The 25554-nt window shown below is 51.4% G+C and carries 21 protein-coding genes; 19 read left to right on the forward strand and 2 right to left on the reverse strand.

Translation table 11 applies throughout. From position 1 onward, the window contains the following. The first annotated feature begins 48 nt into the window (after window positions 1–48). The 19 genes from MKZ07_RS06885 to MKZ07_RS06975 all read left to right on the forward strand — a co-directional run bounded on the left by MKZ07_RS06885 (window position 49) and on the right by MKZ07_RS06975 (window position 22940). The gene (locus tag MKZ07_RS06885) at window positions 49–1416 is read left to right on the forward strand and encodes a right-handed parallel beta-helix repeat-containing protein (protein WP_341025302.1); all 1368 of its coding nucleotides are present in this window, start codon (window positions 49–51) and stop codon (window positions 1414–1416) included. Continuing rightward, on the forward strand, window positions 1413–1961 hold the full coding sequence (locus MKZ07_RS06890; RefSeq protein WP_036690720.1) for a nitrous oxide reductase accessory protein NosL: 549 nt from the start codon (window positions 1413–1415) through the stop codon (window positions 1959–1961). Before MKZ07_RS06885 ends, MKZ07_RS06890 begins: the two co-directional genes overlap by 4 nt. 2 nt (window positions 1962–1963) lie before the next feature. Then, window positions 1964–2785, forward strand: coding sequence for an ABC transporter permease (locus MKZ07_RS06895; RefSeq protein WP_036690722.1), 822 nt, complete (start codon window positions 1964–1966; stop codon window positions 2783–2785). Further along, a complete protein-coding gene (locus tag MKZ07_RS06900; RefSeq protein ID WP_341025303.1) occupies window positions 2778–3497 on the forward strand; it encodes an ABC transporter ATP-binding protein in 720 nt (239 codons plus the stop codon). Before MKZ07_RS06895 ends, MKZ07_RS06900 begins: the two co-directional genes overlap by 8 nt. After that, window positions 3494–4018, forward strand: coding sequence for a TlpA family protein disulfide reductase (locus MKZ07_RS06905; protein WP_036690725.1), 525 nt, complete (start codon window positions 3494–3496; stop codon window positions 4016–4018). Before MKZ07_RS06900 ends, MKZ07_RS06905 begins: the two co-directional genes overlap by 4 nt. A gap of 240 nt (window positions 4019–4258) precedes the next feature. Continuing rightward, window positions 4259–5581 carry an ABC transporter substrate-binding protein gene (locus MKZ07_RS06910; protein WP_036690729.1) on the forward strand — a complete coding sequence of 441 codons (1323 nt, stop codon included), beginning with the start codon at window positions 4259–4261 and terminating at the stop codon, window positions 5579–5581. Between the two features lie 85 nt (window positions 5582–5666). Continuing rightward, a complete protein-coding gene (locus MKZ07_RS06915) occupies window positions 5667–6548 on the forward strand; it encodes a carbohydrate ABC transporter permease (RefSeq protein ID WP_036690731.1) in 882 nt (293 codons plus the stop codon). Next, window positions 6548–7366: a carbohydrate ABC transporter permease gene (locus MKZ07_RS06920; RefSeq protein ID WP_341025306.1), complete on the forward strand. Its 819-nt coding sequence runs from the start codon at window positions 6548–6550 to the stop codon at window positions 7364–7366. Before MKZ07_RS06915 ends, MKZ07_RS06920 begins: the two co-directional genes overlap by 1 nt. A gap of 18 nt (window positions 7367–7384) precedes the next feature. Then, window positions 7385–9121: a protein O-GlcNAcase gene (locus MKZ07_RS06925; RefSeq protein WP_341025308.1), complete on the forward strand. Its 1737-nt coding sequence runs from the start codon at window positions 7385–7387 to the stop codon at window positions 9119–9121. Beyond that, window positions 9114–10643, forward strand: a complete 1530-nt coding sequence (locus MKZ07_RS06930) for a DUF4127 family protein (RefSeq protein ID WP_036690734.1) — start codon at window positions 9114–9116, stop codon at window positions 10641–10643. The genes MKZ07_RS06925 and MKZ07_RS06930 overlap by 8 nt, the downstream gene beginning before the upstream one ends. Window positions 10644–10741: 98 nt before the next feature. Next, entirely contained in the window at window positions 10742–11479 is a 738-nt protein-coding gene (locus MKZ07_RS06935; RefSeq protein ID WP_083677642.1) for an N-acetylmannosamine-6-phosphate 2-epimerase, read from the forward strand. Further along, the gene (locus MKZ07_RS06940) at window positions 11466–12299 is read left to right on the forward strand and encodes a MurR/RpiR family transcriptional regulator (protein ID WP_036690736.1); all 834 of its coding nucleotides are present in this window, start codon (window positions 11466–11468) and stop codon (window positions 12297–12299) included. Before MKZ07_RS06935 ends, MKZ07_RS06940 begins: the two co-directional genes overlap by 14 nt. A 236-nt stretch (window positions 12300–12535) precedes the next feature. Then, on the forward strand, window positions 12536–13453 hold the full coding sequence (locus tag MKZ07_RS06945; protein WP_341025312.1) for an ROK family protein: 918 nt from the start codon (window positions 12536–12538) through the stop codon (window positions 13451–13453). A 27-nt stretch (window positions 13454–13480) separates the two neighbouring features. Continuing rightward, window positions 13481–15067 carry an FAD-dependent oxidoreductase gene (locus MKZ07_RS06950; RefSeq protein ID WP_341025313.1) on the forward strand — a complete coding sequence of 529 codons (1587 nt, stop codon included), beginning with the start codon at window positions 13481–13483 and terminating at the stop codon, window positions 15065–15067. A gap of 241 nt (window positions 15068–15308) precedes the next feature. Continuing rightward, window positions 15309–16865: a stalk domain-containing protein gene (locus tag MKZ07_RS06955; protein WP_051493151.1), complete on the forward strand. Its 1557-nt coding sequence runs from the start codon at window positions 15309–15311 to the stop codon at window positions 16863–16865. A 190-nt stretch (window positions 16866–17055) separates the two neighbouring features. After that, window positions 17056–18588: a methyl-accepting chemotaxis protein gene (locus MKZ07_RS06960; RefSeq protein WP_084648781.1), complete on the forward strand. Its 1533-nt coding sequence runs from the start codon at window positions 17056–17058 to the stop codon at window positions 18586–18588. A 197-nt stretch (window positions 18589–18785) separates the two neighbouring features. Further along, on the forward strand, window positions 18786–20570 hold the full coding sequence (locus MKZ07_RS06965) for an ABC transporter ATP-binding protein (RefSeq protein WP_036690740.1): 1785 nt from the start codon (window positions 18786–18788) through the stop codon (window positions 20568–20570). Between the two features lie 23 nt (window positions 20571–20593). Continuing rightward, window positions 20594–22369, forward strand: a complete 1776-nt coding sequence (locus MKZ07_RS06970; protein ID WP_051493152.1) for an ABC transporter ATP-binding protein — start codon at window positions 20594–20596, stop codon at window positions 22367–22369. Between the two features lie 73 nt (window positions 22370–22442). Continuing rightward, window positions 22443–22940 carry a DinB family protein gene (locus MKZ07_RS06975; RefSeq protein WP_036690741.1) on the forward strand — a complete coding sequence of 166 codons (498 nt, stop codon included), beginning with the start codon at window positions 22443–22445 and terminating at the stop codon, window positions 22938–22940. 29 nt (window positions 22941–22969) lie between these two features. Here the strand turns inward: MKZ07_RS06975 and MKZ07_RS06980 are convergent, their stop codons facing one another. Both MKZ07_RS06980 and MKZ07_RS06985 read right to left on the reverse strand, forming a co-directional pair. Next, window positions 22970–24346, reverse strand: a complete 1377-nt coding sequence (locus tag MKZ07_RS06980) for an MmgE/PrpD family protein (RefSeq protein ID WP_235218332.1) — start codon at window positions 24344–24346, stop codon at window positions 22970–22972. A gap of 146 nt (window positions 24347–24492) precedes the next feature. Continuing rightward, a complete protein-coding gene (locus tag MKZ07_RS06985; RefSeq protein WP_036690744.1) occupies window positions 24493–25455 on the reverse strand; it encodes a LysR family transcriptional regulator in 963 nt (320 codons plus the stop codon). Window positions 25456–25554 lie beyond the last annotated feature (99 nt).

Raw genomic sequence — 25554 nt, forward strand, 5'->3', positions numbered from 1 at the left:
ACTTAATGCGGGTTTGCACAAGAAACCATCCTACAATGGGGGTGAACAATGCTTGTACAGAAAAGGTACGACTGCTCCATCGGCTTCAGGGTTCTTGTCTTGATGATTGCTGGTCTGTTCTTCTTCTCCTTCAATCATAGCCGCATTGTAAGCGCAGACACCAACAGCGGAGCTCTTCCGCTCCAGCCCATCATTGATTCAGCCCGTGAGGGAGATCTCATCACCCTGGCTCCGGGAACCTATTCCGGTCCGGTCCGGCTGGATAAGCGAGTAACGATTAACGGTAACGGCAAGGCGATTCTACTGCATACGGCTAAGGACGAGCAGGCAGCGGTGCAGATCCTTGCAGACGGTGTAAGGCTTGAGAACCTGAAGATTCAGCAGAATAATGACGGGGAAGCAGCGGCTGTACGCGTTGAAGCGGACAGGGTCACCTTGAAGGGACTGGTAATTCATTCGGCAGGGTACGGAATACTGCTGCGTGAAGCCGATGGCGGGGTGATCTCGGATAACACAATAAGCTGGTTCATCCCCAAAGGAGAAGCACCGGGGACGAGAGGCAACGGGATCGATCTCTATAACTCTCACGGCGCTGTGATCCTGGGCAACGACATCGCTTATCTGCGGGATGGCATCTATCTGGAGAACAGCCGCAATACGGTGGTGGATCAGAACAAGCTTGCTTATCTGCGGTACGGGGTCCACTGCATGTATATCAATGGCTCGAAGATCACTAACAACACCGGGGAATATAACATAACCGGCGCGATGGTGATGGGTGTTACGGATGTGGTGGTGTCCGGGAACTCCTTCCGCAAGCAGAGCCGGAATGTGCATTCACAGGGGATTCTGCTCTACGATGTGCGGAATTCAGCGATTATGAACAACCGGGTGGAAGGCAACCGGGTAGGGATTTATATGCAGCAATCCTCGGATAACAAGCTGCAGCAGAACCTGGTGCTCCGCAACTATATCGGCGTGCAGTTCGAGAATGCCGAGGGCAATCGCTTCGAGCGTAACGGGTTTGTAGCGAACGTCATTGAGGCCCAGGCCACAGGCAGCAGGGATAATCACATGAACGGGAATTACTGGGATGCCTTTGGCGGACTGGATCTCACGGGGGATGGGGTCAGCGACCTGAAGTATGCGATTAACCCCTTCTATCAGCAATTGGTTGCGGGGAATGCAGCGTATCAGCTGTTTTTCCAGTCACCGGGAATGACCTTCCTGAGCGATATGTACACCGGTGATTCGGCAGGGTGGTCCACGGATGCAGCGCCGCTCATGCAGCTTGCAGCAGGTACGGTTAGCACGAATCAGGCGGCAGGCGGACAAGGCACGGTCATGGTTGCGGGCTGGCTGCTGCTGTTCCTGTCCGTCATTACAATAATATACTTGGGGGTACTGCGATTATGAAACGATGGAGTCTGGTCTTGATGATATCAATGAGTCTGTTGATCCTCGCGGCCTGCGGGCAGAAGAAGTATGAGCCGGTAGCGATCAATGAAGACGTCGACATCTGTGTGGTCTGCAATATGCAGGTGAAAGATGATGCCTTCGCCACTCAGCTAACGACCAAGGACGGCAAGAATTACAAGTTCGATGATATCGGCTGCATGAATGAGTGGAAGAAGAGCAACGGCACGGAGCAGATCGGAATGGATTATGTCCGCGACTATAATGACAAGAGCTGGGTTGAATTCAGCAAGGCGAGCTATGTATATGACGTTTCTCTACGTACGCCGATGGCTTATGGAGTGATCAGCTTCAAGGACAAGGCGGCAGCAGAAGCGTTCGTGAAGGAGCAGGGGGTAGGCACTGTGCTGACCGCCGGAGAGCTGGCCTCCCATGAATGGAAGCAGAACAAGGATATGATGAACATGGGCATGCAGAGCGGGGAAGGTCGTATGGAGGAGCATAGCTCAGAGGAAGGCACGCATTCCGAAGAGACGGATATGTGAGTATGGCTGACATCCTGCATATTGCCCGCAGAGAGCTTAAGATGGGCTTCCGCAACCCGTGGGCCTATTCTTTCCTGGTCTTATTCTGCACCTTCAGTCTCGGGCTGCTGCTGATCCATGCGAATAACGTAGTCGAAGGCTATACTGCGGTTACGGGCTCCATGCTGAGCCTGATTCTGTATCTTTTGCCGCTGATGACGTTATTTCTGGGCTCCTTCTCACTGACCTCAGAACGGGAAGACGGAAGCTGGCAGCTCTTATCCACCTATCCCATTGGAACCTTATCCTTTGTTCTGGGAAAATATACCGGATTGGCCGCAGTCCTGCTGACGATTGTTGCGTTTGGCTACGGGCTGATGGGGCTGGTCAGCGGCCTGCTCGGGATGGCTTTTGCGGCGGAGACTTACTTCCTGTTCCTGGCCTTCTCGGCAGGTCTGGTCTTGCTGTTCCTGACGCTTGCCCTCTTCATCGGCTCGTTATCCCGCAACCGCTGGCAGGCCTTGACGATCTCGGTAGCGGTCTGGTTCTTCGCCGTAATCGGCTGGCCGACGTTCCTGATCGCAGGCCTCGGCCTGCTCCCGTATCTCTGGATCAAGCCTGCTCTGATTGTGCTGACGATTCTGAATCCGGCTGAGCTGGTGCGCCTGTTCGTGGTGGTGAAGCTGGGCGGAGGGTCGGTCCTGGGACCGGAATATTATCAGTGGGTGGAATGGATTAGCCGCCCGGGCGGCAGTCTGCTGTTCCTCGGGGTCTGCGCGGCCTGGGTGCTGCTGTCCATCTTAGCGGTATATTGGATTTGGGAGAGGGGGCGTTCCCGTGGATAACCCGTTGGTGCAGGTGAAGCAAATCTCCAAGGTCATAGGGCGGCAAACACTGGTTGAAGAGATCAGCTTCCAGGTTCCCGGCGGCAGTATACTTGCCCTGTGCGGCGGGAATGGAGCCGGCAAAAGCACGGTGCTGCGGATGGTAGCCGGGATAGTGCAGCCGACTTCCGGCGAAATTACGGTAAACGGGCTGAAGTGGAAGCAATCGCGCAAGCGCTTTTCCATGCAAATCGGCTATATGCCGGATGATTATCAGTTCAGCCACGGGCTGTCTGCGGAGGAGTTGCTGAATTTCTGGGCGGCGCTGCGCCGGATTCCCAGACGCAAAGAGCGGGTAGAGGAGGTGCTGGCTCTAGTCGGGCTTGCGGATAAGCGCAACAGCCTGGTGACCACCTTCTCTAAGGGGATGCGCCAGCGTGTGCTGTTCGCGCAAGCGCTGCTGGCGAAGCCGCCGCTCCTGATTATGGATGAGCCGACCAACGGGCTGGACCCGTTCTGGATGAACGAATTCGTGAAGCTGCTACAGGACATCCGGGAAGAGGGGCATACCGTCCTCTTTTCCACCCATCAACTGGAGATTGCGGATCGGGTGGCCGATCAGATTGTCTTCTTGAATCAAGGCAAACATGTGGGGGCAGGTACGACAGCAGAGATCCGGGCAGAGTTCGGTTCGCTGTACGCCGCCTTTCACCACAGTCTGGGGCTGGGATGAAGCTGTGCCGGATCGTTACTCTGGTGATTATTGCCGCTGCCTTTGCTGCCGGAATCTGGGTGTACCTTCAGCAGTCCAGCCAGCCTCCGGCCGGGAGAATGACCGCAGGTGCTTCAGCTCCGGCGTTCGAAACGGTAACCTTGCAGGGGGAGAATGTGAGTCTTAGTGAATACAAGGGCCGGGTCGTGCTGCTTAACTTCTGGGCTACCTGGTGCAAGCCCTGTATGCGGGAAATGCCGTTGTTGAATGTACTTAGCGAATCCGCTGAGCTTCCAGTCGAGACCTTGTTCGTGAACGCAGGGGAATCCAAGGGGACGGTATCGGAGTATATGGCGGAGCATCAATTCTCTTTTCCCGTAATTATCGATGTTACCGGTAGGATATCTGCTTCATATCGCGTCAATGCACTGCCGTCAACTTATATCATCAATAAGACGGGTAAGATAAGCAGAGTCGTGGTCGGAGAGATCGGCGATCTCGATACGCTCAAGCAATGGCTGGCTGAGGCCGGAGCTGACTAATGACGGGGATATTCTATTCTAACTACAGCCTCCGCTTGCCGGGAAGATGCTTCCGGTGCAGGCGGAGGCTTTTTTGAATACAAAAAAAGAAAAATTATTTCTTTTTATATTTTATTTTAGGAAAAATACTTTATTATAATCCAAATTCTGCTATACTCTATGCCAAGAGGGAGCAATAAGTCAGGAATCCTGACGCGGAAAGGGTGCTCGCCTTACACTTAATCTGAGGGGGAATGTGGTGTGGGAACTAACAGAAAGGGCTTCACAGTATCGCTGCTGCTGACCATGTCTATGCTGCTTGCGGCTTGCGGAGGAAATGGCAATACCAAGGGGACACCGGATGCCGGAAGCACCAGAGCACCCGGCACGGACGCTGAAGCTACGGCTGCGGCAGAGCCGGTGAAGCTTGAATTCTGGACGATTGCACTTCAGCCTACGTTCAATGATTACTTCAATAATCTGATCACCCAGTATGAGAGCAGTCACCCCGGGGTGACGGTGGAGTGGAAGGACTATCCCTATGATGCAATCTCGCAGCGGCTGTTGACTAGTACAGCGAGCGGCAAGAGTCCCGATGTCGTGAATCTGAACACCGAGTTCGCCAGCCAGTTAGGCAGTAAGGGAGCGCTGCTGAATCTGAACGAGTACCTGACGGATGAGCAGGCGAAGAGTTATTTCGAGGGGATTTATAATTCTACGGTATTGGGCGGCCAGGCTTACGCACTTCCCTGGTACACAGGCACAGAGGTGCTGTTCATGAACAAAAAGCTGGTAGAGAAGGCCGGCCTCGACCCTGCCAGTCCGCCGCAGACCCGTGAGGAGCTGGTGGAGTGGGCCCGCCAGGTTCATGAGAAGACCGGGGCTGCGGGATATGCGCAGCAGCTGGTCTCCAAGCTCTTCCCGATTGACGGCATCCCGATTCTGAACGAGGACAAGACGGCTGCAGCCTTCAATACGCCGGAAGCCGAGGCCATGATCACCCAGATGCGCGATCTGATGAAGGAAGGCGTGGTACTCAAGGAGGATGCGGACTTCAGCAAGCAAATCCAGTATTTCTCCGGTGAGCAGGTGGCCTTCCAGCTATCCGGCCCGACGTTCATTAACTTCATTAAGACCTCCGCGCCGGATGTCTACAAGAACACCATCGCTGTCCCGCTGCCGACAGGCAAAGCGAATCTGCGTCTCTCCAACTCCATGAACCTGGCGGTGCCGCAAAAGTCGAAGAACCCGCAGCAGGCTGTCGAATTCGCCGCCTTCATTACGAACGCCGAGAACCAGACAGCCTTCTCCAAGGTGGCCAACACACTGCCGTCAAGCAAGGCGTCGATTCAAGATCCGTTCTTCACCGACTCTGACGGTTCACTCGAAGCTGAAGCGAAGGTGGCTTCCTCGCAGAGTCTCGACAAGGCTACCGATTATATGGTCGGCGTCCCAAGCGCCGCAGATATTAACTCTGCACTGGCACGGGGCCTGCAGGAGATTCTGATGAACGGAGCAGACATCAAGGAGACGCTGAACAAGGTAGAGAAGGAAGTCAATAATATTATCAGTCAGGGTTCCTAAGCTGCTGAAGCATAGCTGATAAGGGGGAGTTTCTCCCCCGATTCATATCAATTGAGGGTATTTGAAGGAGTGGGAGGTGTAGCGGGTGTACAAGGGGTTTCGGTCTGAATCTTTTACTGCATGGGCGTTTATGGCGCCGGGGCTGCTGTTTCTGGCGGTATTTACCTTTTGGCCAATTATATACGGAGTACCGCTCTCATTGACAGATTATTCGGTCATTGCCGAGACGAATTATGTAGGTCTGGATAACTTCACCCGGGCCTTCCAGGATCATAATTTCCTGATTTCACTGTGGAATTCACTGGTGTATGTGCTGATTGTGCCGGTGATTCAGATCATTTCGATCTTAATGGCGATTCTGGTCAACAGCCGGATTCCTGGAGTCAAAATGTTCCGGGCCGCCTACTATATACCGGTCGTGACTTCGATGGTTGCGGTGGCGCTGATCTGGAGCTGGCTGCTCGGCAATAACGGTGTAGTCAATTACCTGCTGCTGAAGGCAGGGATGATCAGTGAACAGGTCTCCTGGCTATCCACAAGCAGCACGGCGCTGTATGTCCTGATGTTCATTACGATGTGGAAGGGCCTCGGCTATTACATGATGCTCTATCTGGCGGGGCTTCAGGGCATTCCGGCTGATCTGTATGAGGCCGCAAGAGTGGATGGGGCAGGGCCGCTGCGGCTGATTGTACATGTGACGCTGCCGCTATTACGCCCTCATATTCTGTTCTGCACACTAATCTCGGTCATGGGCGCGATCCGGGTGTTCGATGAGGTCTACATTCTGACCAAGGGCGGGCCGGGAACGTCCACGCTGACCTCAAGCGTCTATATTTTTCAAAAAGGGCTGGAGCAATTCAACTTCGGCTATGCCTCGGCGCTCGGGCTGATCGTCAGTGTGATGGTGGGAGCGCTTAGTATACTCGTATTCAGGCTGAACCGGAAAGGCGGGGTGAATTCCTATTGATGCCGCGTAGCTTACGTGTTCTGATTACTTATCTTCTGCTGATCCTGCTTGCCCTGTTCATGATGGGTCCGTTCCTGTGGCTGCTCAGCGTCTCGCTGATGCCGGGGCGCAACGTGTTTGCGAACTCGCCGGCGATTCTGCCCACCTTCATTGCATTCGACAACTATGTGCAGGTGTGGAACTTCATGAATTTCCCGCGTTACATTCTAAATACGGTCATCATCACGCTGCTGGGAGTCGTGTTCAACATTATATTGTCCTGTCTGACAGCGTATCCGCTGGCAGCCTTCCGGTTCAAGGGCCGGAGCCTGGTCTTCACGCTGCTGATCTCGACCATGATTATTCCGTCGGCCACCGCTATGATTGTGCATTATCTGACGATTCAAGCTTTTCAATTGGGCAATACATTCTTCGGCGTTGTTCTTCCGGCTGCGGTGTCTGTGTTCAATATTTTCCTGATGCGGCAGACATTCCTGGGTATTCCGGCAGACATCCGGGATTCGGGTAAAATGGACGGGGCCTCCGAGCTGCGGATCTTCATCCAACTGGTGATGCCGCTCGTCAAGCCGGGAATTGCCGTCATCGGGCTGCTGGAGGTCATGGCCTTCTGGAACAACTTCCTGTGGCCGATTGTCGTATTGGACGACCCGCAGAAGTATCCGCTCGCGGCGGCCCTGACGTATCTGAACGGGCAATTCTCCTATAACTTCGGCTGGATTGCCGCCGGAACTATGATCTCGGTGCTGCCAATCATCCTCGTGTTCCTGTTCACGCAGAAGTATTATATGGAAGGGATTGCTGGAGCTATAAAAGGCTAACTAAGGAGGCACAACTCAATGGGAATTTCGTTACGGGACTGCCAGTATCTGTTCCGCGACTATTATACGCAAGGGAAAGAGCTGGTGATAGAGGGCCCGCAGCTGCGCTGTGAATTGGCCTCGCGGTATGCCATGAATCAGGATATCCACGGTCTGATGGAAGAAGGCGGAGACATCGTAATTCTGGAACCGGCGGGACCGGGCGTAGCTACCGCCGATAAGTGCAATGCGCAGCTGATGCTGGAGTATGACAGCGGGATTGCCGCGGATGGATACCGCCTGGTGATTGGAGAGGATGCTAAGCTTGTTGTCGCTGCGTCTAACCGGCGGGGGCTGAAGTACGGGCTGGATGCGCTGACAAGGCTCCTTATCGTGGAGGAGGATTGCTGCCGCCTGCCGGTGGTTACGGTGGAGGATGAGCCTTCTTTTCCGGTGCGGGGTATTATTGAAGGCTTCTATGGCGTGCCATGGAGCTTCGCGGACCGGATAGATTCGGTCAGATATATGAGCGGGCACCGGATGAACGCCTTCATGTACGCGCCGAAGGATGATCCCTATCACCGGAAGCTGTGGCGTGAGCCGTACCCGGACGATATGTTCACCAAGATTCATGAACTTAAGCAGGAATGCGATAAGCATCTGGTGGATTTCTACTATTGTATAAGCCCGGGTAATGATCTGGAATTCCGCAGCCAAGGCGACTTCGCGAAGCTGGAGGAGAAACTTGCTGCTATGATCGCAGTTGGAGTGCGCCATTTCGCACTATTAATGGATGACATAGATTATGTGCTCCAAGGTGACAACAAGCAGTTCCTGGAGCGCTCCGGGACCGCACATGCTTATGTGACGAACCGGGTCAATGATTACTTAGCCGGATGTCTGCCGCACTTCACCCTGGCTATGTGTCCATCGGAATACTGGTCGTATTGGAATACGGAGTACAAGAAGGACATCCGCGAGCAGCTTCATCCTGCTGTCAAAGTGTTCTGGACCGGCTATTTTGTCTTCGCCCCGGAGATCGGACGGAGGCATGCGGAGGATAACCATGGATTTTACGGGCATGAGCTGTGGTTGTGGGACAATATTCCGGTGAATGACTGTGATAAGGACCGGCTGTTCCTCGATCCGGTGCGCGGGCGCAGCTCCCGGCTCGGCAGGTACGGGCATACAGCCGTCGTTGCCAATCCGATGAATCAGTGGGAATGCTCCAAGATCACGCTTGGCACGATGGCCCATTATATGTGGAACAGCGAGCGCTACATGCCGGAGCTGTCCTGGGAACTGTCCGTGCATGAATTCGCCGGAGCGCTTGCGAAGGACATGATGTTCTTCTGCCGCCAGAATCTGAATAACCGCCTGTATTCCGGCGGCTACCCGGAGCTGGACGATGCGCTGGCGGAGCGCGATCTGGAGCGGCTTGACGCTTATTTCAGCCGGTTGGAGGAGGCAGCCGTGCGGCTTAGCGGCTTAGACAAAGCTAAATTTATCGAAGAAGCTGGGCCTTGGCTGCGCCGGGCGATCGCGGATGCTGTGCTGTGGCGGGCTGTGCGCAGACAGCTGGAGAACCCGCTGGAGCAGCAGGATTGGGAAGAAGTGTATACGTGTCTGGAGATCTGCCGCAGCTATGGTGTGCGCCTCGGCAGTGATCCGGCTGTGCGTGCGGCTGAAGCGCTGGGGATCGAGCTGCCGGAGATAGAGGCGGAGATCAAGGCAGAGATGAAGGTGGAGACAAAGGAGGAGGACCAGCATGTCTAAACATCATAAGCTGATTCTGGTTCCGCTGGATGAGCGGCCCTGCAATTATGAATTCCCTTATCTGCTGGCTCAGGGAACAGATTATAGTGTAGAGCGTCCACCCGCCGGGATTATGGGCCTGAAGAAACGTCCGGGTGATGTTGAGCGGCTGTGGTCCTGGATCGAGGCTGCTTGTGAAGGAGCGGACGGCGCGGTGGTCGCGCTGGATACTCTACTCTACGGCGGCATTATTCCCTCACGGCTGCACCAGCTGGAGCTTGAAGAGCTGACTGCACGCCTGGAGCGGCTGCGGGAGATCCGGCGGCATTATCCGCAGCTGAAGCTGTATGCATTCCAGCTGATTATGCGCTGTCCGCAGTACTCGCTCTCGGATGAGGAGCCGGATTATTATGCCGACTGGGGCCGGGAGATCTTCCGCAAGGGCTTCATCGGCCACCGGCTGGAGCTGGGCATTGCCACAGATGAGGAGATCCGTGAGCTGGCCGATATTGATCTCCGGCTCCCGCCAGAGGTGCTGCAGGATTATCTTGGCCGCAGAGCAATGAATATCGAAGCGAATAAGCAGGCGCTGGAGCTGGTACGGGACGGGATAATCGACTTCATGATTGTGCCGCAGGATGACTCGGCTCCGTACGGACATACCGCCAAGGATCAGGAGAAAATGCGGGCACGGATCACGGCGCTTGATCTGGAGCTTAAGGTCTATATGTATCCAGGAGCAGATGAAGTAGGCTGCACGCTGCTTGCCCGGATGCTGAATATGGCCGAAGAGCGGAGGCCGATGATCTACCCGCGGTTGTCCGCTGTGCAGGGGGCGTTCGTGACGCCGCTGTTCGAGGACCGCTTTTTCTATGAGACGCTGAAGTATCAGATCCTGGCAGCAGGTGGACTGATCGCATCCAGTGCTGCCGAGGCAGACCTGGTTCTGCTGGTCAGTACACCGGGGGAGACGATGGCGGAGGCGGTGTCGCAGCATCATGCTTACTTCAGCTATGATATCTACCGGAATCTGATGGAGCTGGTGGAGTATGGGGAGTATCTGCTTCGTGACCGGAAGATACCGGTGGCTGTAGCAGATGTCGGGTATGCCAATGGTGGAGACCAAAAGCTGGTTAAGCTGCTGCGGCAGAAGAATCTCCTGTTCGATCTGGCCGGTTACGCCGCCTGGAATACCAGCTCCAACTCACTTGGAACTGTAATCTCGCAGGCGATGCTCTTTCTGATCTACGGCCGTACACCAGGGCATCTGGATTTCCTGGCGCTCCGCTATGCCGAAGATGTATGCTATTGTTCAGTAGTGCGCGGAGAGCTAAGTGATGGCCCTGTGCAAGAGATGGGCTATGGCAAATACGAACTGGATGGACCGCGCGGGCGCGTAGCTGCCCGTGTGCAGGAACGGCTGAGTAAGGAACTGGCTGTACGGATTGACAGTCCATCGGGGAGCGTTAAGATCACCGACTGCTATATGCCTTGGAACCGGATGTTCGAGGTGGGCTTGACAGTAGAGTATGTCCCCTCGTGAGGGCTGGAAGATGATATAAATTGAACTTGAAGAATACAGACAGGGAAGAGTGACGTAGAGAAATATTGGAGCTGGAGGAGCTGTAGCAGGTTCAATTTATGCAGACTATAAGAGAGAGGGTGGGGACCCTGAGCAAAAATATACTGGAAAGCCTGCATCTGGGGCTGATTGTCTCCTGCCAGGCACTGCCGGATGAGCCGCTGCACGGGCCGGAGATTATGGCCCGGATGGCCGTGGCAGCAGCGGAAGGCGGGGCCATCGCCATCCGGGCGAACGGAGCAGCAGATGTGCGGGCGATCAAGCAGGCGGTTGCGCTGCCGGTGATCGGCATCGTGAAGCGCAATTACCCGGATTCGGACGTCTATATTACCCCTACGCTTAGAGAGATTGAGGAACTGCTGGAAGCGGGAGCGGATATTATAGCTTTTGACGGGACCCGGCAGACCCGGCCGGAGAATTGTACGCTGGAGCAGATCATAGACCTGCTGAAGGCAAGCACGGCTGCTTCTATGGCAGATATCTCCACACTGGAGGAAGCGTTATACGCTGAGTTGCTTGGGGTCAGCTGTGTCTCGACCACCTTATCGGGATATACACCGTATTCCCGCCAGCAGGAGGGGCCGAATCTGGAGCTGTTGGAGCAGGCCGCACGGCGGCTGAAGATTCCAGTTATTGCCGAAGGCCGAATCAGCCAGCCCGCCCAGGTGGAAGCGGCGCTGGACCTGGGGGCCTATGCGGTGGTGGTAGGCTCCGCAATTACCCGGCCGCAGCTGATCACCCGGCAGTTCGCAGCAGCGGCGAGAAAAGTGAGGATGAACCGTAATGGAAATGAATGACCGGATCAACACGTATTACCCATCCATGACCAAAGCTGAGCAAAAGGTAGCCCGGTGTGTGCTTGAGCATCCGGATAATCTGATCTATCTGTCTGTGACTGAGCTGGCTGATTTTGCCGGAACGGGTGAGACCACAGTGATGCGCTTCTGCCGCAAAATCGGCTTCAAGGGCTATCAGGATTTCAAGCTGATGCTGGCCCAGGGGCTGCCGAAGCGGCAGACTCTGGCGGACGGCGGGCAGGGGGCTGGCGAGGGGGATTACGCTGACCATCTGTATGCCCTGATGGTTGGTGTATTGCAATCCAGCCTGGGCATGCTGGACCGGGAGCAGCTGCAGCGGGCAGTGGAGGCTCTGGATCAGGCCCGGTATATCCAGTTCTTCGGCGTAGGTTCTTCAGGAATCACGGCGCTGGACGCCAAGAACCGCTTCCTGCGGATCGGGCGGCGGGTCGAAGCCAGCTCCGACAGCCACATCCAGTCGATGATGGCTGTGACGATGGGACCGGGCGATGTCGCTTTTGGCATCAGTGTATCGGGCAGTACGCTGGATACGAATGACATGCTGATGAAGGCCAAGCAGAATGGAGCCAAAGTCATTGCCATGACTAACTACGCCAAGTCTCCCATCGCTTCGATTGCCGACATTGTGCTGCTGACGGCCGGGAAGGAATCGCCGCTGGAAGGCGGCTCCGTAGGGGCCAAGGTCTCCCAGCTGTTCATTATCGACCTGCTCTGCCAGAGGCTGGAGCAGCTCCATGCCGATGAGACCAAGCGGATGAAGGAGCTGACCGCCCGGGCGGTTATTGACCGGATTTATTAGAGTGCGTGGTAAATAGGGCAGATGGCCAATTGTAATCGAAAAACCGAATACAAGTGTATTTGCTCCTCATGGATCATGCTGTATGCCGTCAGACAGCAGGCGAATGGAGACATATGAGGTGTGACTTATGAGGTGTCACTTAAGAGCTGACACTTTAGCGCTATAACAGTACCTTTCCTGTAACGATGGATGAGCCGTTACCGTATGGTACAGACGCAGTAGTGGAGGTGGCGCGAATGAGGCAAGTCATAGGAGTGGATATCGGGGGGACAGGCATCAAGGGGCTTGTGACCGATGAAACCGGGACGATTCTGGCGGAAGCCGGGCGCGACACGGAGGCACGGCTGGGCCGGGAGGTTATTCTAAGCCAGATCCACAGTCTGGTGGAGGAGCTGCTGGCGGAGCATCCTGCCGTGGAAGCGCTGGGGATTGGCTCGGCGGGCAGGGTGAACGCAGATACGGGCGAGGTAGTCTACGCCACGGGCAATCTGCCCGGCTGGCAAGGGGTGCAGCTTGTGCAGTGGGCAACAGCTGCCTTCGGACGGCCTGCGGCGGCCGATAACGATGCCAACGCTGCGCTGCTGGGCGAGGCCTGGCTGGGCGCGGGACGCGGCAGGGCGAGCCTGGTTATGCTGACCCTGGGCACCGGGGTCGGCGGGGCGAATCTGGCGGAAGGCCGGCTGCTGCGCGGAGCCGCCTGGAGCGGCGGCGACTGGGGGCACAGCGTGCTGGTGCCGGGAGGTCGCGCCTGTAATTGCGGCAAGCTCGGCTGCGCGGAGCAATATGTGTCCGGCCAGGCGCTGCTGCGGCTGGCACTGGAGGAGACCGGCCGGGCGTATGCGCACGGGCGGGAGATTATGGCGGCGGCAGAGCAGGGCGATGCGGCAGCGCTGGCGGTGCTTACGCGCTTCACAGCGGATCTTGCGCTGGTGACAGCTAACATCGGGGCGGCGGTAGACCCCGAGCTGATTATTATCGGCGGCGGGGTCATTCAGAGCCGCGCGGTCTGGTGGCCGCTGCTGGCCGGGAAGTTAGGCGACAGTTTGGCCGCCCGGGTTGTACCGGCAGAGCTGGGCAACCGGGCAGGCTGCTTCGGCGCGGCCCGGTTGGCTCTGGAAGGGCTGCGCCGGGACGAAGGCGTAAGGCAGATCTAACTGCTGCGGCAGGGAGGAGATGGAGAAATGACTGGCGAACAGGAGAAGCGTTCGGATGTAGTAATTATCGGCGGCGGCCTTGGAGGAACGGCGGCGGCACTGGCCGCAGCCAAAGCCGGGCTGCGTGTGCTTGTGACAGAGGAGACGGACTGGCTGGGCGGGCAATTGACCTCCCAGGCCGTGCCGCCGGATGAGCACCGCTGGATTGAGCAATCGGGCAGTACTGCATCTTACCGGGAGTTCCGCAGTAGAGTCAGGGAGTATTACAGGCGGAATTATCCGCTTACGGAGGCTGCCAGGAGTAATCCTATACTGAATCCCGGCAACGGCTGGGTCAGCCGTTTAGCACATGAACCGAAGGTGGCACTGGCTGTTCTGCAGGAGATGCTGGCTCCGTATGTGAACACCGGACGGATTGAGGTGCTCTATCACACGGTGCCGGTTGCGGCCGATACTGATGGGGATTACGTTACTGGAGTGACTGTCCGGCAGGAGCCGGGCGGAAACCTTATCAGGCTGCTCGGCGACTACTATCTGGATGCCACGGAGTGCGGTGATCTGCTGCCGCTGGCTGGAGTGGAGCATGTCAGCGGCGCTGAAGCCCGCAGCGAGACAGGGGAGCCGCACGCTCTGGAGACCCATGACCCGCTCGACATGCAATCGATTACCCATGTGGCAGCGGTGGACTATGTGCAGGGTGGAGACTATACAATTCCGCGACCAAGAGATTATGATTACTGGCGTGAATATGTCCCATCGTTCTCGCAGTATCCAATCTTAAGCTGGTTTGCTTCAGATGCTGAAGATACGAGCAAGCTGAAGCAGTTCACGATGTTCCCGAATGATCAGGGGATTGTCTCCCTCTGGGATTACCGGCGGATCGTGGACCCGGCCATCTGGACCGAGCCGCTGAATGACGGCGAAGTCACTCTGCTGAACTGGGCGCTGAACGATTACTATGCCGGGCCTATTATCGGCGTATCGCCAGAGGAACAGGAGCGGCATCTGGAAGGAGCGCGGCAGCTCACCCTTTCGCTCGTGTACTGGCTTCAGACTGAAGCGCCCCGCCTGGACGGCGGGAAGGGTTACCCGGGGGTGAGGCTGCGCGGGGATATGCTCGGCACGGAGGATGGGCTGGCCAAAGCCCCGTATACCCGGGAATCCCGGCGTATTCGCGGGCTGTACACAGTAGCCGAGCAAGATGTGAGCAAGGAACTGCGCGGACCAGCCGGGCCTAAGCGTTATAAGGACAGCGTAGGGGTAGGCAGCTATCATCTGGATCTTCATCCCACGACAGTGAGCCAGCGTACCTTTTATATCCCGAATCATCCTTATGAGATTCCTCTCGGATCATTGATCCCGGTACGGGTCAAGAACCTGCTCCCGGCTTGCAAGAACATATCCATGACCCAGATTGCGAACGGCTGCTACCGCCTGCATCCCACAGAATGGAATATCGGCGAGGCGGCAGGCACCCTCGCGGCCTATGCCATCAGGAAACAGGTCGAACCATCGGCAGTCAGGGAATCAGCGGAGCATCTAGAGGCCTATCAGCAGCAATTGATTGCGCTCGGAGTCCAGTTGCACTGGACCCCTGAGGAGCTGGAGACCTAAACGCACATGCTCCAGCAATCCATCCTAGCTCAACCCCTATCTAAGGTAAGGTGCCCCGTCAGCGGGGTGCCTTTTTGGTATGGTCTACTTAGTAGATGTTACCTGGCAGCAAGCAATTGGAAATCCAGCGGCTTCCTCTTGGCCTAAGAATAGTTCAATACACTAAACACTTATGCTATGAAGGAAATGGTAGAGAAATGTCGAATCTAGTCGCTATGACAATTCAAGGAGTGAATTTATTTTGTGTAAGACAATCAAACTTGTATCAACTGCTGTACTTGCTTTCCTGCTATGCTTCGTTTCTATTCCATCCGTATTTGCAGAAGCCGCTCTCATCTCAGACAAGAATCTGGAACAGGCGATTCGTGTCGAGCTGAAGAAGCCGGCCGCTCCCCTTACCAAAGAAGATCTGCAGACCCTAACATCTCTCTATCCTAGTGATCCTGAGCAGAAAATTAACAGTCTAAGCGGACTTCAGCACGCTGTTAATATGAAAAGCTTAATGCTCCCAGGGCTTGGCATTACCAATATTGAGCCCCTTCAAAATCTACATAAAATCACCTTCCTGGCTCTGAACGACAATCAGATCACTGGGCTGGAGCCGTTGCAGGAGTTGTCCCGGCTGGAGCAGCTTAATCTTGATTCGAACAACATAGAGAAGCTTGATGCACTAGCAGGATTAACCCAATTAACAGATTTGTTAACCGGCAATAATCAGCTTAAAGATCTGAAGCCCATTCAATCATTAGTCAAGCTGAACTGGTTAATCATAAGCGATAACCAAATCCAGTCTCTTGAACCGCTAAGAAATCACCCGGAGCTGGAGCATGTCTACTTTGAGAATAATCTGGTCGAGGACATTAGCGTCTTAACTACTCTTCCGAAGCTTAAGGAGGTTTCCGTCAGCAATAATCCTCTGAATGCAGATGCACAGCAAATCCTGACCGAGCTCGCTGCCAAAGGCGTCGAAGTGCTTGATGAGGATACTTCAGAACCTGCACCGCCTTCAAATCCTGACGAAATCATGGTGCATTTGAATGGCGGGCGTATTACATTCCAAGCTCCGCCTATCCAGCAAAATGGATCAGTCATGGTTCCGTTCCGCGCTATTTTTGAAGCATTGGGACTGAAGGTTGAATGGGATTCCAAAACGCAAACGATTAAAGGAAGCAAACCGGGTACGCTGATCAAGCTTAAGCTGGGTTCAACTACTGCTGAGATTAATGGCAATCAGAAAAAACTGACCGTAGCCCCTGCTAACATCAAGGGGAGCACTTACGTTCCATTACGTTTCATCGGCGAAGCCGTGGATGCGAAGGTGAACTGGCTCGCGGAGATTCAGACCGCCACAATATCTACGAAGCAGCCTTTTACAACCAAGGATACAAAAATCCAAATTACCGCATACGGGGATTGGCAAGAAATACCGGTTTCTATGGAGATTGCTGGAGATCTCCAGCTTGTTATGGTCTCGCCCGAGAATAACACGCTTACCATTCGTCATTATAGTAAGGATTATCTGGATATGAATTTCGAACAATATGTCAGCTATCTCAAAAAAGATATAGCGAAGAAGGATGCTTCGAAAATCACTGAGCAATCTGTAAAGGTAGGGAAAATCGATGCAAAGCAGTTGGTCTATAGTGTGGGAGATGCAGATGGAAAGCTCGATTTTCAAATGATTCTGTTTGAGCAGAATAATGAAATCTACACCTTGTTGTCAACTTTTCCAGCGAAAATCAGCAGACAAGCCAAGGCGGAATTCAATGACATATTGCAAAGCATACAAGTGAACTAACTTAACGGGAAACCACTATACATTAGTCAAATAACAGCGGCAGTCTGAGACTTTTTGTCAAGTCTTATTCTGCCGCTGTTTTATATTAATTTTTAAATATAAATTTATATATTAAATCTCATGCGTGTTATATACTCAATCTAGCTTTCCCAAGCAGCGCACACCATGAGATGAGGAGAACTGAGAGAACATGCCTATTCTGAACAGATTCAAAGGAAATACACACGCAGGACCGCCGCCCCAAACAGACCATCATTTGATCGACCTATTAAGAAACTATGTGGAGCGGGCTGAACGTAAGGAAGAGGAGCAAGCCGATACATACTCCACTACAGCCCCAGGTGAACTGCAAGCATTGTTAATGCGACTAACGTCCGTGATACATAAGCGTGAGGATTACTATAAGGTCAGATTAAATATGATCACTGAAGCAATTGAGATCTCCCTGTGGGAAATGGATGTGTATGAGGGTGATCCGGTGAACCCTAATAATGAGTTCAGGTGGTCTGATGAGCTGCGCCGGATGATCGGCTATACGGATGATCATGATTTCCCCAATGTGCTGGAGAGCTGGTCCAACTGCCTTCATCCCGAGGACAAAGAGGGCGTACTGCAGCTGTTCGCGGATCATATGCTGGACCGGAGCGGCACGATCAAATACGACATCGAGTATCGGCTGAAGACGAAAGCAGGCGAGTACAAATGGTTCCAGGCGACGGGCACAACCGTACGTGCCGCTGACGGATCACCTATTATGGTAGCTGGAGCATTGCTGGATATACATGATAAAAAAATCAAGCAGGACGAGCTGAGCGCACTGGTTGTCCGCTATGATCTGGTGAACCGTGCCCTGGTGGAAGCCCCTTGGGATATGGTGGTTATCGCAGGCGATCCGGTCAACCCGGATAATGAGTTCTGGTGGTCGGAGCAATTCCGCAGAACGATTGGTTTTGAAGGCGAGCATGATTTCCCGAACCTGTTAAGCAGCTGGAGCAACCAGCTTCACCCCGAGGATCTTCAGCCCACGCTGGATGCCTTCGCCCATCATCTGAATGATTACACAGGGCAGACGGACTATGCAGTGAACTACCGGTTGCGCTCCAAAAATGGCGAATACCGCTGGTACCACGCTGGCGGTGAAACCGTTCGCGATGAGCAGGGCATCCCTCTGAGAGTTGCCGGTACGATCCGGGATGTTACCCACGAAGTCACCAAAGAGGAAATTGTACGGCAGGTCAATGTACAGATGGAGGGCTTGCTGGCAGCGATTAATGAGATCGTCCGCGGCATCGTGTCAGTTACCGAGCAGGCTCAGGACATGGCTGAGGTCCAGGAGCAATCGCACAAGGCCGCCATGGAAGTCAAGGTCAAGACAGGGGAGACCAAGGAGATCACCCAATTCATCAGCGAGATTTCGAACCAGACAGGCCTGCTTGGACTGAATGCTGCGATTGAAGCTGCCCATGCGGGCGAATACGGCCGGGGATTCTCCATTGTGGCTGGTGAAGTGAGGAAGCTCGCGGAGCACAGCAAGACGGCATCGGGTAACATTGAAACCACCATGCAGCAGATGAATGAGAAGGTTGACGACATCATTACACGGATTAACAGCATGTCCAGCCTCACCGAAGCCCAGGCCGCTCTAACCCAAGAGGTCAATGCGTCGATTGAAGATGTGAGCCGGATGTCGGAGGAGCTGTTAAATATTCTGCGTACTTTATAAGAGTTCATGGAATGGAACACTATAATTGAGATCAAAGAGCGAAATGGAGCCTCAAGCGTTTCGCTTTTTTTGTGTTGCAAATTTCGGAACGCGCTAACCGAAAGCCTATAATCTGTAAGGTTGTTGAAAAAAAACAAAGGAATACAATAACAATATAGGATTACAGTTTAGTCTGAAGTGGAACCGGAGGGACTTCCTTGGAATTGTTTAGAAGCTATGTAGAGATGTTGAAGTTAACCTATAAATCTATACCACTTTGGTCGTCTTATACAATCTTCAACAATATATTTGGTGTTGTATGCAACTTTTTGAGTTCGGTTATTTTAATCCGAGTCGTATTGAACGGTATAGGCACGAATAAATCATTTGTGGAGATCATAATCCCTGTTATATTCATTCAAGCCGTGGTCATGCTTGGGGGAATAAGTACATCCTTGTATTACAGCAAAATAGATCCCGTTGCCCGGCAGATTCTTCACAAAAAAATAGTTGCAAAGTTAATACATACGATAATGCACACAGATACTAAAAACTTGGACAACGCAGCTTATCTTAACGATTTTTCCTTTGCCATCAATCAGGTTGAGCAGAGAACGACGGGGAGCATATTGTTAATCTCTAATTTGTTATCGAATGTAGTGGGGATCATCGCAACCGTTTCAGTCATTGGAGTTATGCATGTTGAACTTGTAGCTATAGTAATTATAACGGTCTGTGCTGCCTTTTTAATCAATACTACATTAATAAAGACGCAATACCAGTTTGACCAGGACATCCTCTCGCCCAATAGAAAGAAGAAATATGTTGAAAGAACCTTTTATATGAAAAGATATGCGTTAGAGCTAAGGTTGTACCCCATACAGAAGATCTTGTTGAATTTGTACGATAATGCTGTAAAGGAAATCTTACACTCCACGAAAAAGTATGGCTGGACAACAGGCGCTCTGCAATTCTTGAGAGTTTTTAATCAGGAGGTCATCTTATATTGGGGAACCATGGCAGTTCTTCTATTCTCATTAATTCACAGTGAAAGCGGGACCTCGGCTGCTAATATAATTCCTATAACAATTGCAGTATATAGTTTATCGGGCTATTTATTCGGCTTGACCGAAGTCATTACCTCACTCAAAGAATATCAGCTATATGCAAATAAGTTATTTCGTTTTTTGCAACCGGATAAGTCTTTGGAGTGTCGAAAAGGATTACCTGTTCCATTAAACACCGGCAATACTATCGCTTTTGAAAATGTAAGCTTTGGATATGCAGCAAATGATAAACCAGTGTTAGAAAATATAAACCTCCGTTTTAATCCAGGTGAAAAGATAGCTTTGGTAGGAGTAAATGGTTCAGGAAAAAGCACTATCATCAAGTTATTGCTCGGTCTCTATGACCATTATTCGGGTGAAATCACCATTAACGGGGAATCTATTCGGAAGCATGATCTTCAGCAGTATCGTAAGCAGTTCTCAGTAGTGCAGCAGGATTTCCAATATTATTCATGTACAGTAGCGGAAAATATACTTATGGACAAAGTGGATACATCTGCAGATGCTGTGTCCGAGCAAATCGGGCAAGCCATTCATGAGGTTGATTTGAACCTGGATCGTACGCCCGAAGAACTAATGAATTCGTACATAACCTCTGAATTTAGTACCGATGGACTCAGCTTATCCAAAGGGCAATATCAAAAAATGGCTATAGCCCGAATCTTTGTGAGTAAAAGAAATTTTATCATCCTTGATGAGCCGACCAGTTCGTTAGATCCTGTAGCTGAATATCAGTTGTTCAATCACATTTTAGAGCATTTCCATGATCAGACGATTATTATTATTTCCCATCGTTTAACAGCTGCAAAATCAGCAGATAAGATCTATTTGATTGATGAAGGCACGGTCAAGGAGAGCGGTTCACATAAACAGCTCATGAGTCAGGATGGGAAATATTCAGAACTCTATAGACTTCAAGCAGAAAAATACCTGTAGTACAGAGCGGGCGGTGAAATGAGATGAGCAAGAAATATTCTCTTGGCAACAGCATATTTTACCTGAAATCAATTTTCAAATATGACTGGATCAGGATCCCTGGCATCATACTAACCGCATTAATGGTTGCTTTCGATACTTGGTTCATTAAGGTGTACGCCATCAAAGTAATCTTAGACGCTTTAATGAATGATTTTGACTTCAGACGAATGATGATTATGGTTGCAATTGTTATTGGCTGCAAAACCATTAAACTTGCTTATGATTCTGCCTGGGCATATTACGTGAAACGCTCTGACCCTATCATCATTTCCGGTTTTCAGCATGTTGCTTTTAAGAAGGCTAATGAGGTAGATATCAATTGCTATGATGATACGGATTACTACAACCAATATATCTATTCTGTAGAAGAAAGCTCAACAAGGCCTATTCACTTCTTAGATAGTTTATTTCAACTGTGCCAAACGATTTTCTCCATAACTTTTTCCGGTATTTTTATTTTGACTAGTGACCCTTTAATCTTGCTGTTTGTTGCTATTCCTATTCTTGGAGATTCGTTTGTCAGAACAAGGATGATCAAGGCACGAATGGAGCGAACCCATGCCATCATCCCCGAAAAAAGAAAAATGGATTATGTGCTCCGGACCAGTTATCTTCGTGACAATGCGCTAGATATTCGTATAACCAATATTCATGTAGTGCTTAAGGACCTGTTTCTAGAAGGTGTTGAAAATATAATTGAACTCTACAAGAAATTCAGTAACCGGTTTACGAAATTGTACTTAGTTAGCGATGCCTTTACTCATATTAATAACACTCTGATCCTGCTGTACCTCATATATAAAATCGTCGTTACACAGACACTTAGCGCAGGGGATTTTATCGCGATTAAAGAAGCGGTTGCGCTTATGAGCAGCAATCTCGGCAAGATTATGGAGAGAATCCAGGCATTTCAGGAGCATAACATTTACATAGAAAGGTTCCGTGCCTTTTGCAACTATATAAACAAGGTAACAGACGGGAATTCCGGGATTCCGCAGGGCAATTTATCACCTTATCTTCTTCAATTGACTAATGTGTCGTTTAGCTATAATAATCAGTCCGATGTTCTGAACAATATAAACATTGCCATTAAAGCTGGACAGAAAATAGCGATTGTAGGTAAGAATGGTGCAGGAAAAAGTACTTTAATCAAGCTGATGATGCGCTTATACGACGCCACCAAAGGTTCAATAGAATTTAAAGGGACTGATATTAAAACATTCAACAGACAAGAATACCTGTCTCAGTTCGATACCGTGTTTCAGGATCATAACAGCTATGCTTGTTCACTGATTGAGAATATTCTGTTTGAGTCTAACCCTACAGCAGAAGAGATTGACAAAATGATGGATATATTGGACAACATAGATTTTTCTTTATTTGTAAAGGATAAGAGCAAGATAGAGCTTGAGTTAACCAAAGAATTCTCAGAGGAGGGGATCATTCTATCTGGCGGTCAAAATCAAAAGGTGGCATTGGCCCGCGCACTGTACAGAGATCATTCCGTGTTGATTCTAGATGAACCCTCAAGTGCATTAGATTCCATCTCAGAATATAAGTGGATGCAATTGATGGACAAAGCTGCAATGAACCGCACGGTCATCGTAATTTCGCATCGGCTGTCCTCCGTAAGAGACTCGGATTGCATCTATTATATGGAAGCTGGCCGTATTCTTGAAGCTGGCCCTCACAATGAACTGATGAACCTTCAGGGACATTACTTCCAGATGTTTAAGGTACAGGCGGATGCTTATTGACAAAGCGTTAGAATCCGGCTATATTTGATTTCGGTAAATTATATTTCGCGCAATTAATAGGAGGAGCATACTGATGTCCGAATCCAATCAGGCTTTTGGTCAAGCGCTGGTGAAATCTTTGGTAGGGGAGCGCGGACATATTCCGATCGCCCGGGCTTTGCCGGATCTGACACTGGAGCTTGCAGGTTATACTATAGAGGGAATTCCCTACTCCATCTATCAGTTGGTGAAGCATATGGGCTACTGGCAGGATTTCATGCTGACCCATCTGGAGGGCGGCCAGCCGCAGCGGCCTACAAGCGTACAGGAGAGCTGGCCTGCAGAGAAGGCCCCATCAGAGGAGTCCCAGCTTCAAGAAGCGATCACGCATTTGCTGGAAGGGGTCGAGAAGGCGGTTTCCATCGCTCAGACCGCCCAGCTTGACGAGCCATTAGCCCATTTTCCAGGGGAGACCAAGGGCGGGCTGCTGCGCAATATCGCCTCCCATAACTCCTATCACCTGGGGGAGATTGTTCTGCTCCGCCGTCTGCAGGGAGCATGGCCTCCGCCAGGGGGCGGGTATCCTGCCTGAGGAACAGTGCAACGAAGCAACAGTTCCTCTCAGAAACGAAGCAGCATAGCGGCATTGCTGACGTTCTCAAGATTTTTGATCAGCCCGATTCTGTCCTTCCGGGTTCTTTCGCACGGCGTATCTGCAATCAGTTGATTGAATTTGTGTTCAAGCATCTCCCAGCCGAATGGGGATTCTATATCGCCAAGCGGAACAGGCATCCACTTCTCGTACGTACTGTCGTCATGTAATGTCAACACAATACGTGCCGCACAAAAATGCGTCGGATTTTCATGCAAATACTGCTGTACTTCCTCATCCAGAGTGACTGTTATTTTTTGAACCAACTCATGGATCTCAGGATCTTCAAAGCTTCTGAAAATTAAAGCCTCTGAATCCATGCGGCCATACTTGAGTGCTACAGCTGAAGTAAACTGTGTGCTGGCCTGAGCTCCTATGGCTGTCTTGGGTTTGGGATTATTTAGACGATAGACGAAGGAAGACGTTCTCACATCGACGGATTTTATCTTCGAAGGTGTGAGATCATACCTCTTCCGCATTTCCAGCATGGCATCCATTGTGGCATGAAGCCCTCGCTGGCAGGCATGACGTTTGAAATAGATACTGGTTATTTTGAAGTTTTGACCCAATTCCTCAAGCACCTGACCCGTATTACAATGACCGCTGGTCCCCTTGAACGCCTGGAAAAACCCGTACTTCCCTTCAAGCGCAGCATCCGGGCCGGTAAATCCGCAAGCTGCCAGTCTTACAGCCCTCATCCCTGTTAGCGCAGCCCAGCCGCTGCACAGAATTTTACCGGAAGTCCCGTCGTTCTGATATTCTATTAGTCCACCTGTGAACATCGAAGCAATCCCCATGGCATCCTTGGTCCGGACGGCATCAGCATCCGTTAATTTGCTTACCAAAGCTGCAGCCGCGACCGCACCGCATACCCCCGTAGCATCGAAGCCCCTTTCCCTGTACATAAAGGGATTAATCGCCTCGCCTAACCTGGCGTACACATCATATGCTGCCACAATTGCCGTAATCATCTGTTTGCCGTCGTTGTGGTACAACTCAGCCATAGTAAGCAGGAGGGGAACCAGCACAGAGCCGGGGTGCCCCATAGCGTGGCGGTATCCATCATCCAGATCTGCGCAGCGCGCCAGCATCGTATGTACGAACACTGCGGTATCTGAACTGGTGCGGACCTCCTGCTCTCCGATAAGAGTAACCGGTTCCTCTTTCATATTGATGCTATCTGCCATATGCGCGTACTCCATAATGCGCTCACTTGTTTCGGAGTAACGGCCGAACACCATATTCCCGTAAGCATCAAGGATCACCTGTTTACCAACCTCTATAGCCCTTGCGGATAGATCCTCATACCGGAGACGGGCCACATAATCCGCCAGTTCATCAATCATATAACTCACAACCATCCACCTCGTTATTTTGACTTCAATTTGCTGAAGTTTACATAACAAAATATAAGGTTGCGGTGTTGTTTTACTCAAGCACAAGTTAACTGCACTAACTCAACTTTTGGATGCATAGAGCGATTCAAGCAACTTTACGACTGCTGGAGATACGAAGCTGGGTTACAGTAGCGTTTTACGATTTTTTTTAAGTCCTCCGTATAGGACGGGAAAATTTTATTTCGATGATAAATCAGCGCCAGCGGGTTAAAGTAAGCAAAGTCCGAAATAGGGAACACATGAAGATGGGAGTTCGTATTACCCGACTCATTAAGCCCGTCGATTCCGCTGAGATACATCGTCAGACAGAAGCTGGCTGCATAGTCTTCGGCACACAACAGATGATGGATGTCAGGCTGAGTCAGTTCATTAATGCAGTTGAGTGAAATCCCCAGTTCAGACAGATGCTTGTCCAGCAGAATACGGGAATTGAAGTTTTTCTTATTCAGCACAAACGGCACATGCTGGAACTGTCTAAGGTCGGCACCCTTGGTAAACGTATCGATACAACCCGGATATTGATCCGAAAAATACTGCTTCAGCAAATTGTCCGAGATCACAATGTACATTTGCTCATGGAGAATGGTCTCGTACTTCACATGAGAAGTAACAATATTATCAACACCAGACAGAAACAGATCCAGCGAATTGTTCATTACCATCTCCTGCATCTGCGGTGAAGTCTTTCGATGAATATTTAACTCGACCTTGGGATGAAGATCGTAGAACTCTTTTAACAGCTTTGGAACAATAATGGGATAGCGTCCTTCAGTGATGCCGAAGTGGATGGTACCCGATTTATCCTCCTTGAGGTCCGTGAGCTGATTCTCCATATTTTGATCCAGAAGCTCAATCTGACGCAAGGTGTTCTGCATGATTTTTCCGGCGGCTGTTAAAGTTATTTTGGGCTTCCTCTCAAAAAAAGCAACACCGTGCTTCTCTTCCAGGCCTTTTAAGTATTTGCTTAAGGATTGGTGGGAAATATAGAGACGTTTGGCTGCATTTGAAATGTTCAGCTCTTCGGCCAGAGCGAGAAAGTATTTATAGTTATTGAGCATGAGTACCTCCTGAATAGATCCATTCGAGATTTTGATGGTAATTGATAGTAACGGTATTATCATACTGCAGCTAATAGTTACATACAAGCAGCATATATG

The sequence above is a fragment of the Paenibacillus sp. FSL P4-0338 genome (assembly GCF_038002365.1).
In the GTDB taxonomy this organism is placed as follows: Bacteria; Bacillota; Bacilli; order Paenibacillales; family Paenibacillaceae; genus Paenibacillus_AQ.